The sequence below is a fragment of the Terriglobales bacterium genome (assembly GCA_035457425.1).
In the GTDB taxonomy this organism is placed as follows: Bacteria; Acidobacteriota; Terriglobia; order Terriglobales; family Acidobacteriaceae; genus JACPNR01.
This window is the reverse complement of the sequence record DATIBR010000078.1, coordinates 1-11,128: the sequence shown is the minus strand read 5'-3', so window position 1 is coordinate 11,128 and position 11,128 is coordinate 1. Positions and strand designations below refer to the sequence as shown.

10 protein-coding genes are annotated in these 11,128 nt (G+C 68.6%); all 10 read right to left on the bottom strand.

The genetic code is table 11. The features are described from left to right. Positions 1-132: 132 nt before the first annotated feature. A complete protein-coding gene (locus VLA96_05910; protein ID HSE48726.1) occupies positions 133-387 on the bottom strand; it encodes a CDGSH iron-sulfur domain-containing protein in 255 nt (84 codons plus the stop codon). A gap of 64 nt (positions 388-451) precedes the next feature. After that, on the bottom strand, positions 452-2,668 hold the full coding sequence (locus VLA96_05905) for an amylo-alpha-1,6-glucosidase (GenBank protein ID HSE48725.1): 2,217 nt from the start codon (positions 2,666-2,668) through the stop codon (positions 452-454). Next, the gene (locus VLA96_05900) at positions 2,665-3,705 is read right to left on the bottom strand and encodes a glycosyltransferase family 4 protein (GenBank protein ID HSE48724.1); all 1,041 of its coding nucleotides are present in this window, start codon (positions 3,703-3,705) and stop codon (positions 2,665-2,667) included. Before VLA96_05900 ends, VLA96_05905 begins: the two co-directional genes overlap by 4 nt. 80 nt (positions 3,706-3,785) lie before the next feature. After that, positions 3,786-4,880, bottom strand: a complete 1,095-nt coding sequence (locus tag VLA96_05895) for a glycosyltransferase (protein HSE48723.1) — start codon at positions 4,878-4,880, stop codon at positions 3,786-3,788. Then, positions 4,877-5,962: a glycosyltransferase gene (locus VLA96_05890; GenBank protein ID HSE48722.1), complete on the bottom strand. Its 1,086-nt coding sequence runs from the start codon at positions 5,960-5,962 to the stop codon at positions 4,877-4,879. Before VLA96_05890 ends, VLA96_05895 begins: the two co-directional genes overlap by 4 nt. Next, entirely contained in the window at positions 5,959-7,083 is a 1,125-nt protein-coding gene (locus VLA96_05885; protein ID HSE48721.1) for a glycosyltransferase, read from the bottom strand. Before VLA96_05885 ends, VLA96_05890 begins: the two co-directional genes overlap by 4 nt. Next, positions 7,080-8,186, bottom strand: a complete 1,107-nt coding sequence (locus VLA96_05880; protein ID HSE48720.1) for a glycosyltransferase family 4 protein — start codon at positions 8,184-8,186, stop codon at positions 7,080-7,082. The genes VLA96_05885 and VLA96_05880 overlap by 4 nt, the downstream gene beginning before the upstream one ends. Positions 8,187-8,200: 14 nt before the next feature. After that, positions 8,201-9,298 (bottom strand): GDP-mannose 4,6-dehydratase, encoded by a 1,098-nt coding sequence (locus tag VLA96_05875; protein HSE48719.1) that lies wholly within the window; start codon positions 9,296-9,298, stop codon positions 8,201-8,203. Positions 9,299-9,309: 11 nt separating this feature from the next. Continuing rightward, entirely contained in the window at positions 9,310-10,434 is a 1,125-nt protein-coding gene (locus VLA96_05870) for an NAD-dependent epimerase/dehydratase family protein (GenBank protein ID HSE48718.1), read from the bottom strand. Next, positions 10,431-11,128 (bottom strand): hypothetical protein (locus VLA96_05865; protein ID HSE48717.1); only part of this gene is annotated, 698 nt, incomplete at its 5' end. The genes VLA96_05865 and VLA96_05870, both read right to left, overlap by 4 nt.

Sequence of the window (11,128 nt, the reverse complement as noted above, 5' to 3'; positions counted from 1 at the left end):
CGCGTATTTCACCACCCCTAATCCCCTTGGCGAGTATTTGCTCATGGATTACATGAGCCGGAAGACGCGCACCATCCACTGAAGAAAAGCGCCGGCGGGTCGCCGGCGCCTCCCTCCCAAAGCACATCTGACCTACATCTTGGTCCCCATCGGGCCCGATTCCTCTACTTTCTTCACGGCGGACTCGGCGGCCTGGAAGCCGAGCTTGGAGTGCGTGCCGTCGCAGAACGGCTTGTTCACCGAGCCGCCGCAGCGGCACAGCGAGATGCCCGGCTTGCCCGTCAGGTCATAGGCGTTGCCGTCGGCGTCGGTGAGCTTGAGCTGGCTAAGGTCGCCTTCCACGCGGAAGGGCCCGTTCTTCTTGGCAGTGATGCGAATCTCTCCCATCGTTCCTCCGTTCAAGTAAGCCGCAACATCATAAAGGATGCGTGAGCAGCCGCGGCGTGACAGCTCATTTTCGGAAAGCCACGTTGATGTTCAACTTCTCGCCTTCCAGTTCCACCACGTTGCAGAACGTGCGGTCGCCGCGGCGCGTGAAGTCCAGGCCGACACGGCTCTTCCCGACGCGCAGGTTGCGGAGGCGCAGCCAGTCGAGCCAGTCCGGCAACATCGGGTTCACGATGTTCAGCTCCTTCTTGGGCGCGCTCGGCCGGATGCCCAGCACCGAGGCGAGCATCAGGAAGATGGCGCCCGAGGCCCAGGCCTGCGGCGAGCACGAGACCGGGTAGTGCACGGGGTCGTCGAACTCGCGGCGCTGGACGCCGCAGAAGAGCTCCGGCAGGCGGTAGTCGCGGAACTTGACGGCGGCCTGGAAGAGCGTGGTGAGGCAGTGCGCGGCGGGCTGACGCAGCTCGTTGAGCGCCATGCCGTGCGCGATGAGCGAGTTGTCGTGCGGCCAGACCGAGCCGCGGTGATAGCTGAGCGGGTTGAAGATCTTCTCATCGCGCGACATCGTGCGCCATCCCCACCCGGAGAACATGTCCTCCTGCATCAGGCGGCCGGCGACGGTGCGAGCGCGCTCCTTGGGGATGATGCGCGTGAACAAGAGCTGCCCCACGTTCGACGCGATGACCTCCAGCGGCTTCTTCTCGTTGTCGAGCGCCATCGCATAGAAGCCGCGCGACGGCACCCAGAAGGCTTTGTCGAAGCGCTTCGCCATCTCGGCGGCCTCGCGCTTCAGCCGGTCGGCGGTGGCGGAATCGCCGAAGGAACGCAACAGCGAGGCCATGCGGTACTTCGCGTCGTAGACGTAGCCCTGGACCTCGGCGAGGGCGATGGGCGGGCGCGCGACGCGGCCGTCGCGGTGCATGTTGGCGTCCCAGGAATCCTTCCAGCCCTGGTTCGCCAGGCCCTTGGGGGAGCGGCGCAGGTACTCGACGAAGCCGTCGCCATCGAGGTCGCCGTACTTGTCGATCCAATCGAGCGCGCGATAAGCGGCCGGCAGCAGGTCCTTGACCAGGCCCTCGTCCGCGGTCCAGTTGAAGGTCTCGCTCAACAGGATGAGGAACAGCGGGGTGGCGTCCACCGAGCCGTAATAGGGGCCGAAGGGCATCTCGCCGGAGCGGGTCATCTCGCCGCCGCGCAGCTCGTGCAGGATCTTGCCGGGCTCTTCGTCGAGCCAGTCGTTGAGCTCCCTGCCCTGGTAGCGCGCGAGGACGCGCAGCGTGTTGGCGGCGAGCGCGGGGTTGAGCGAGAGCACCTGGTAGGCCGCGATGATGGAGTCGCGGCCAAACACAGTCGCGAACCACGGGATGCCGGCGGCGATGATGTGCTCGTTGCCGTCGGGGATCTGCAAGGCGTGGAAGTCGCTGATGCCGGTGCGCAGCGCCGCGTCGAAGACCTCGTTCGAGCTGTCGAAGGTGGTGGAGGCGTTCTCCCACTGCTGGAAGGCTTCGCGGCGGGCGCGCAGGCTGGCGGTGAAGTCGGGGCGGCGCGCGGCGCGGCTGGGAGCGCGCTCGACGAGCGGCGTGACCGTCAGGCGGAGCTCGCTGCGGCGTAGCGGCGGCAGCTGGAGCGTCCAGTGCGCGGTCTTGCCGTCGATGCGCACGGGCGCAGGCGACATCTCGATGCGCGTCTGGCGCGTGAGCCCGTCGAGCCCGCGGTAGAAGAACAGCAGCGCGTTGCCCTCGACCACCGGCCGGTAGTGCTGGCCGGCGCGATCGCGACCGCAGCCGCGGACCTGGAAGACGTCGACGAAGTCGGCGTCGAACGCGATCTCCACGTCGAACTGGGCCTCGTTGAGGTTGAAGTTGTCGAAGCTGATCTGGTCGAAGAAGACGTCGCTGGCCAGCAACTGCTCGCGCCGGATGTGGATGGTGTTCTCCGGCAGCTCCCACGAGTCGCGCAACTGGATGTTGCCGGTGGTCAGCTCGATCTGCGAAGCGAATGACTTCTCGGTCGAGGAGGAAAGCACGATGGTGCGCTGCCCGCCGACTCGCAGCTCGAGATGGCTGAGGAAGCGCGTGTCGTCGTGGAAGAAGCCGACGTCGGGCGCGCCCGCGGGCAGGATCTCGCCCGACACCACGGTCGAGAGGAAGGTCTTGCCGTCGATGAGCGTGAGGTTGTTGACCTTGCGGGGCTCGAGCGCCTGGAAGGCGATGCGCGGCTCGAGATGCGGGTTCGCGATCGGCTCCAGCCGCTCTTCCGGGACCTTGGTGAGCGCGCTCACGCGACCGCTTCTCCCGGCTGCGCGCCGGCGGCCAGTTCGCGATACAGTTCGCGGTATTGCTCGACCATGCGCTCGAGCGAGAAGCGCTCTTCCGCGTACTGCCGCACGACGCGGGATGAGAGGGCGAGCGAGCGGGCGTGCTGCGCCATCTCCTCGAGCGACCGGCAGACGTGACCTGAGACGCCTTCTTTCACGACCTCGGGAACAGCGCCGCCCTGGAGTGCGAGCACCGGAGTGCCGCAGGCCATGGCCTCGATCATCACCAGGCCGAACGGCTCGTCCCACTGGATGGGGAACAACATGGCGCGCGCCCGGCCGAGCAGCTCGTTCTTCGCCGCCAGGTCGGCGGGACCGATGTACTCGATCAGCGTGCCGTCCAGATGCGGCTTGATCTCGTTGCGGTAGTACTCGCGGAACATCGGCTGTACCTCGCCCGCGATCTTCAGCGGGATGCCGGCGCGCTGCGCGGCCGCGATGGCCAGGTGCACGCCCTTGACCGGCGCGATGCGCCCGATGAAGGCGAGGTAATCCTCTTTCTCCTCCACGAACTGGTAGTCGGCGAAGTTCAGGCCGTGGTGGATGGTGCGCATGCGCGGCATGCGCTCCTTGCGGCGCTGGAAATCGCTGATGGTCACGTACTCCACGTCCGGGAAGAAGCGGAAGACCTCGCTCAGTCCTTCCAGGTGCGGGTGGTGCATGGTGTAGACGACGGGCTGCGAGACCAGCCGCGACATCACGACCCCGGGAACGCCGTTCACGTGCATGACGTCGCACTCGCGGGCGGCGTCCGCCAGCGCCCAGCTCACGTGGTTCATGTCCTTGAGGTTGTCATAGACCTGGCCCTCGATGGGCCACTCCGCGGAGGGATAGAGAGAACGCACCTCGACCCCGACCTTCGATTCCCCGTTGCTATACACCACGACGTCTTCGCCCAGCGCCTGCAGGCCTTCGGCCAGCTGCGCGAGGAACAGCTCCGTGCCGCCGTAGTGCGGCGGCGGCACAGGGATGAACGGCGGCGCTAGGAGTGCGATCCTCATCGTCGGGAGAGGGTTCTGGCTTGTACTGGACCCACTAGAAGAAGATGCGCGCCGGCGGCGTGCTGTTGGCGCGCGTGGCGCTAGCCGGCGACGGCGTCGCGGGCGAAGGGGCGCGCGTTTTCCACAGCGCGCTCGAACTCGAGCGCGCGATGCTCGCTGGTGTGCTCTTCGAGCACGCGCCGCTGGGCGCGCTCGCCGATGCGCAGCAGCTCGGCCTGGTCGTAGCCGGTGAGGTAGCGGACGATGTCGTCGGCGGAAAGCGGCAGCAGGATCTCGCGTCCCGGCGTGAAGAAGGTGTCGAGGCCGGGCCAGTTGTCGGAGGCGATGGCGGCGCCGCAGGCCGCGGCTTCGAACAGCCGCACGGAAGGCGAGTAGCCGGCCTGCACCATCTCGCGCCGCGTCACGTTCAGCGTGATGCGGGCCGACGAGTAGAACGCCGGATGCAGCGGCGGGTTGAGGTGGTTGATGCGCCGGACGTTCTTCGGCCACTTGATGCGCCGCGGATACTGCGGACCGGCCACGATAAAGCGCCGCTGCGGCAGCCGCGTCGCCGGCTCGACCAGCAGCTCGTCGAGCTTGGGCTGGCGGTCGGGCGCGTAGGTCCCCATGTAGCTCAGGTCGCAGGTGAAGCGGCCGGGCTGGGGAACGCGGCGGTAGGTCTCGGGATCGAACGAGCAGTAGAGCGGCAGCGCGCGCGCCGCGCCGAAGCGCTGCTCGAGTTCACGCAGCATCGGGCCGCCGGTGAAGCTGAAGTAGAGGTCGAAGCCGGGCACCTGGTCGGCGCGCAGGTAGCCGGACGCTCCTTTCTCGCGCAATGCGGACACCGTGATGGGCGTGTCGATGTCGTAGAAGGCCTTCACCGGAGCGGCAGCGTCCAGGAGCTCGTCGGCAGCGGCGAGGCCGTCCGGAAAATACGAGCCCAAGACCGCGACGTCGGAGTCGCGCAGCTCACGCCGGACGTCGGCGCGGATGCTCTCCCAGTCCTCGAACAGGCGCAGCGCACAGAACTCCGGCCGCGGGAGGTCGCGGTTGTCGCGATACCAGTAGAGGTCGCGCTCGTAGAAGGTGATGTGATGCCCGCGTGCTGCCAGGGCCCGCAGCAGCGAGCGAAACGTCGTGGCGTGGCCGTTGCCCCATGACGAGCTGAGCGCGAGTCCGAGGACGGTGATCTTCACCGGGCGACCTCCTCCAGCGCGCCGCGCGCGGCGAGGATGCCCGCCACTTCCCCGGCCCGTTGGTCGTAGGTGTGGTCGCGCAGCGCGCGCCGACGCATGGCCTCGCCCAAAGCGCGCGACGACTCGCGTGAGGTATCGCGGAGCCGGGCCGCGACCTCCTCGCCCGAGCGGGCGACCAGGATCTCTTCCCCGGGAACGAAGAAGGTCTCAAGCCCGGGCCAGTGGTCGGTGACCACGCAGGCCGCCGCGCCCGCCGCCTCAAAGATGCGGGTGGGCGGCGAGAATCCCACGTCCGCCATCGAAGCGCGGTTCACGTTCAGCACCATGCGGGCGGAGCCGTTCACGCGGTTGTGGTCGCCGGTGGCGACGTGGCCGAGCCGGCGCACGTTGGGCGGCATGGGCTTGCCGTCCCAACCTTCTCCGCCCAGGAGGAAGCGCTGCTCCGGCGCCAGCTTCGCCGCGCGGAAAAAGAACTCCTCGATGCGGCGCTCGCGGTCGGGCAGCCGGTTGGCGACCAGCGCCAGGTCGCAAGCGAACTCGGGGTCAGGCGAAACGGGATGGTGCGTCTCCGGGTCGAGCCCGTTATAGATGGGATGGCAGTTGCGCGCGCCGAGGCGCATGTAGTGCTCGACCACCGGCGCGCCGCCGCCATAGGTGAGGATGAAGTCGTACTCGCCAATCAGCGCGCGGAACGGGTCGCTCGCATCGTGCTCCACGCGCGCCAGCGTCGCGGGCGCATCCACATCCCAGAACGCCACCTGCGTGCGCGCCGAACGGGAGTCGAGCACGCGCTGCTCGAGCAGCGCGTCGTCCACGCCGACGCCGCTGTGCTTGACGACCAGGTCGGCCGCGGCGGCCTCGCGCAACACCGCCGGTATGTCCTCCGGCGAGCGATAGACGATGCTGCGCGCGTAGGAGAAGTCGCCGGTGTCGCGGTGCTGCTGGCGCTGGTAGGCGTCGGGCTCGGCGAACGTGACCTCGTACCCCATGCGTGCCAGGTTCTTGTAGATGCCGCGGTAGTAGGTCGCCGCGCCGTTCCAGTAGGACGAAACCAGGCTGGAGCCGATGGCGAAGATCTTCACGCGGCGCACTCCTCCACCAGTTCGCCGCATATCTGGAGCAGCTGGTCGGCGCGATGCTCGCAGGTATGACGCGCGCGGATGGTCTCCAGGCCGCGCTCGGCCAGCTGGCGGCGCGCGGCTTCGTCGCGCAGGAGCTCCTGCAGCATCCCGGTCATCTCCCGGCGGTCGCGCGCGACGAGGTAGTCGCCCGCGCGGAAGAGCTGCTCGGCGTCCTCCCACGGCGCGCATACGAGCGGAACGCCGCACGCCATCGCCTCGAACATCCGGATGGTGGGGATGCCGGTCAGCCCGCTGACGTAGTGCCGCCGCGGGATGTGCAAGGTCACGCAGCTCTCGGCATAGGCTTCCGGCGCGCGCAGGTTCGGCAGGTAGCCGCAGTACTCGATGCCGGCTTCCGCCAGTTTCTGCTTCGCAGCGTCGGGATAGCGGACGCCGTAGGCGCGCTTGACGCCCTCGAGCTGCGCCGCCGGCGCGACCAGGAAGTCATCCAGCTCACGGGTGCGCTCCTCGTCGCCCCAGTTCCCCACCCAGACCAGGGAAGCGGTCTTCTCCGCCGGAAGCGGCCGGAAATTCTCCGTGTCCGCGGCTTCGTGGAAGACCCAGACGCGCTCCATGCCGAAGCCGTCGCGGTAGATGCGGGCCAGGGGCTCGCCGAAAGCGAGCACGCCGTCGAACAGGTGGAGCTGCAGGCGCAGCAGCTCGCCGGGAGCGGAGTAGGCGCGGTGGTGCGTGTCGTGCAGCAGCGCACAGAAGCCGAGCGGCCGCTTGAGACCAAGCACGGCGTTGACGAGCTGCGGCTCGCTCCATTCGTGGATGAGCACCACGTCGGCGTCGCGCAACTCGCGCTGCAGGAAATCCGGCAGCGTGTGGTCGAGGTTGTAGAAGCGGATGTCGAGCTCGGGGAAGATGCGGCGGAAGTGATCGATGGCGTCGATGGCGCGCTCGCCTTCCTGGCGCACCAGGTTGGAGAGCGACCACGAGCCCAGCTGCTCGTAGCAGCGCACGTTGTGTCCCATGCGCGTGAGGCTGCGCGCCAGCCCGCGGAGGAAGTGCGCGTTCCCGTGGTTCCAGTCGGAGACCCAGGAGTGCGCGAAGATGCGGATGTTGAGCGAGTGATTCATGCGGCCAGCGCTCCGGCGCGCGCCAGGGTGTCGTAAAGCGCCATGTAGTCGTCCACCATTCGGTCGGTCGTGAATCTTTGCAGCGCGCGCTGGTAGGCGCGGTTGGCGTACTCGGTCATGAGCGCGGGATCGTCCTTCAGCAGCGCGAGCGTCTCGCCCAGGCTGCGCGCGTCGTTGCGGCGGAAGTACAGGACGTCGTCTCCCCAGAGCTCGCGGAAGGTGGGAATATCGTTGGCGACGAGCGCGCAGCGGGAGAGCGCGGCCTCGAGCGGCGCCAGCCCGAAGGGCTCGTACTTCGACGTGGCCGCGTACACCGACGCGCGGCTGTAAAGCTGCCGCAACTGCGCTTCGGTCTGCTGTCCCTTGAAGTGCAGGCGGGAGCGCGTGGTGCCGGCCAGCACGCCCTGGCCGCGCAGAGCCAGCTCGGGATGCTCCTCCGACCCGACGACGTACGCGGGCATCGGCAGGTCGGCCTCGGCCAGCAGCGTGACCTGCTTGCCGGAGTCCCAGATGCGCCCGACGCCCAGCGCATACTGCTCTTTGGTGACGTGCGGATTGAACAGCGCGGGCGTGCGCCCGTTGTAAACGACGGAGCTCTGCCGGGGCGCGCCGTAGAAGGCGTGGACCTGCTCCAGCATCCAGCGCGACGGCGCCACGACCGCGGTCGCTTCCCGGATGCCGCGCGCGACCGACTCGCGATACCAGGCCGTCCACGCCGATTCGCGCGGCTGCTTGCCGTGCACCGCCACCCACCAGCTCACGACGTCGCTGTGCGCCACCACGATCTTCGGAATGTCCACGGGCAGCGCGCCGTAGTAGTACTGGTTAAGGTGCAGCAGGTCGGGCTTGACCTCGCGCACCACCGCAGCCAGGTATTCGGCCGAGGCGGCGAGGTCCTCCTCGGCGTCCTGCATCCACTCCAGGCGGAACGCTGTCGGGCGGAAGTCCACGGACTTCAGGCCGTCGAGCCACTGCGTCTCGCTCGGGATCTCGCCGAAGGTGACGAGCGTGACCTGGGCGCCGCGCCTTGCCAGCCCGGTGACGAGCTCGCGCGCGTAGGTCCACACTCCGCCGAGCGTGTCGGCGGTGACGAGGACGTGCATGGGAGCGGCCTGGGTCACGCGGTCCTCGGCATCTCGAGAAGATTTCCGGCGGGCGCCGCGGCGCGCGCGGCGTGCGGCAGCAGCGCGCGGTTGCGGGTCCACCAGTCGAGCAGGGCGTCGAGCGTCTCGCGCAGGCTGGTGTGCGGGCGCCACCCGGTCTCGCGCGTCAGCTTGCTGTGGTCGGTGACGTAGACGAGCTGGTCGCCGGCACGGGCCGGCTCGTGGGTCCAGCGCAGTCTCTTGCCGGTGATGCGCTCGATCCGCGCGGCGAGTTCGAGCAGCGACGTGGCATTCTCCGCACCCCCGCCGATGTTGTAGACCTGGCCCTCGGTCACGGCGCGCTTCTCGTACAGGGCCTCGAAGGCGTCGAGCAGATCGCCCACGTAGAGCACGTCGCGCACCTGGCGGCCGTCGCCGTAGAACACGACCGGGCGGTCCTCCATCGCGGAGTAAAGCAGATGCGCGACCCAGCCCTGGTCCTCGTTGCCGAACTGGCGCGGCCCGGCGACGCACGACATGCGCAGCGCCACCGTCGGCAGGCCGAAGCTGCGCGCGTAGTCGTGCACGTACTGCTCGGCCGCGCCCTTCGAACAGCCGTAGGGTGAGTGGAAGTCGAGCGACTGCGCCTCGCTGATGCCCCGGTCGTCCGCAAAGCGATAGCGCTCGCGCGTGACCACCAGCGGCTTGCCCGCCATCGTGCCGTAGACCTTGTTGGTGGAGGTGAACACGACGAGCGGCGGCCGCGGGCTCTGGCGCGCCGCCTCCAGCACGTGGAGCGTGCCGCCGAGGTTCACGTCGAAGTCGTAGCGCGGGTCGGTAAGCGAGCTGGTGACGGCGACCTGCGCGGCAAAGTGGTAGATCTCGGTCGCGCCACGCGCGGCGCGCTCGACCAGCGCGGCGTCGCGGACGTCGCCGATGGTGACCTGCAGCCGCCCCGAATCGCCGGCCAGGCGTTGCAGCCACTCGAGGTTGTGCTTCACGCCCCAGCGCGCGAGGTTGTCGAAGACGTGCACCTTGGCGTCGCTGTTCTCGAGCAGCCGCTGCGCCCAGTTGCAGCCGATGAACCCGGCGCCACCGAACAGCACTGCGATGCGTTCTGGTTCGTTGCTCATCCCAAAACCTTTCACGCCGTGAGGCCGTACGCGTTGAGCTGCGCCGCCGCCTCAGCCGCATGGTCCTCGGCAGACTGCGACCGGAGCCACTCGACCAGTTCGCGCATGCCGTCGGCAAAGCGCACGCGGGGCTCGTAGCCGAGCGTCGCGCGGGCCTGCGCGATGTCGGCAAAGCAATGGCGGATGTCGCCCGCGCGGTATTTCTGCGTGATCTCCGGCGCGATGTCCGAGCCGAGCGCGCGGGCCAGTGCCGCGGTGACTTCGCGGATGGAGACCGGCTCCCCCGAGCCGACATTCAGCGCGCGCCCGTCGGCTTCGCTGCGCTCCATCGCCAGCAGGTTCGCCCGCACCACGTCGTGGACGCTGACGAAGTCGCGCATCTGCTGGCCGTCCTCGAATACCAGCGGCGCGCGGCGATTCAGCAGCCGTGCCGCGAAGATGGCCGCCACGCCGGTGTAGGGGTTCGAAAGCGCCTGCCGCGGGCCGTAGATGTTGAAGTAGCGCAGCGCGACGACCGGCAGGCTGTACGTCCGGCCGTAGAGCAGGCAGAGCTCTTCCTGGTCCTTCTTCGACAGCGCGTAGACCGACGTGCACTGCAGCGGCTTGGATTCGTCGGTCGCGACGGGCGTGAGCGCCTGACCGCACCGCGGGCAGCGCACGTCCCACTCGTGCCGCTTGAGCTGCGCCGCATCGCGCGGCGCCGGCGACATCGCGCCGCACTGCCGGCAGAGATACTTCCCTTCTCCGTAGATCGACATCGACGACGCGACCACCAGCTTCTCGATGCGCGCCTTGCGGTCGAGCATCGCCTGCAGCAGGTTCGCGGTGCCCTGGGTGTTCGAGCCCATGTAGTGGGCGATGGCGTACATCGACTGCCCGACGCCGACCGTCGCGGCCAGGTGGAAGACGACTTCCATGCCGGCGAGCGCGTCGGCGACCGCGTGGAGGTCGCGCATGTCGCCGCGGACCACCTCCGCCTCCGCCGGCAGGTACGACGGGAGCACGCCGCCGCCGTGGACCTGCTCGGTCAGGTTGTCGAACACGCGAACCTCGTGCCCGCGGGCAAGCAGCGCCTCGACCAGGTGCGAGCCCAGGAAGCCCGCGCCGCCGGTGACCAGCACGCGCTTCGCGCTCATGCGGCACCTGCCTCGGTCCGTTGCGAGGCGCGCGCCGGCGCGTAGCGGCTGACCGCCCACGCGGCGAACTCGGCAAAGTCGTTCGGGTCCTTGGGAGGGCTGGTGTAGTGCGGCGCCACGCCCAGGTGTTCGGGGGTAAAGCACAGCGTCATCGTGGTCTCGAAGCTTTCCAGCGCGCGCATCTGGCGGTCGAACCACTGCTCCGCCGTCGGGCGGAACCAGTCGGCCCAGCTGATGCCCGTTCGCACGTGCCGCACGCCGAGCTTCCGCAGCCACTCCGCGCCCGCTTCGAGCCGCGGGTCCTCGAAGTGGAACCACTGGCAGAGGCCCATGCCGTCCGGGAACACCCGCACGGCGGGCTTGGCCGACATGTCCTCGCGCACCAGGCCCATGTAGTAGTGCCGGTAATACGCGCTGCCCTCGGCTTCCTTGTGGCGCGTGGTCGCGGTCCAGGTGGCGGGCAGGTCGAACAGGCTGTACCAGTGCACGCGGTCCACGCGCGGCAGCAGCAGCTCCGCCGTCTTCTTCAGCCCCCACTCCTGCACTTCTTCGGCACCGAAGGACGAGACGCCGACCTCGGAGACCCACACCGGCTTGTCGCCCGCGACGCTGCGCACTTCCTCGAGCTTCTTCGGCCACTCGTGGATCTGCCAGTGGTTCCAATCGAGCGGAAAGCCGTGGACGGCGACGATGT

Excerpts from the sequence above, each read along its gene's own strand:
- VLA96_05875 (HSE48719.1), bottom strand. The coding sequence starts at position 9,298 with ATGAGCAACGAACCAGAACGCATCGCAGTGCTGTTCGGTGGCGCCGGG.
- VLA96_05910 (HSE48726.1), bottom strand. The coding sequence starts at position 387 with ATGGGAGAGATTCGCATCACTGCCAAGAAGAACGGGCCCTTCCGCGTG.
- VLA96_05880 (HSE48720.1), bottom strand. The coding sequence starts at position 8,186 with ATGCACGTCCTCGTCACCGCCGACACGCTCGGCGGAGTGTGGACCTAC.
- VLA96_05885 (HSE48721.1), bottom strand. The coding sequence starts at position 7,083 with ATGAATCACTCGCTCAACATCCGCATCTTCGCGCACTCCTGGGTCTCC.
- VLA96_05870 (HSE48718.1), bottom strand. The coding sequence starts at position 10,434 with ATGAGCGCGAAGCGCGTGCTGGTCACCGGCGGCGCGGGCTTCCTGGGC.
- VLA96_05900 (HSE48724.1), bottom strand. The coding sequence starts at position 3,705 with ATGAGGATCGCACTCCTAGCGCCGCCGTTCATCCCTGTGCCGCCGCCG.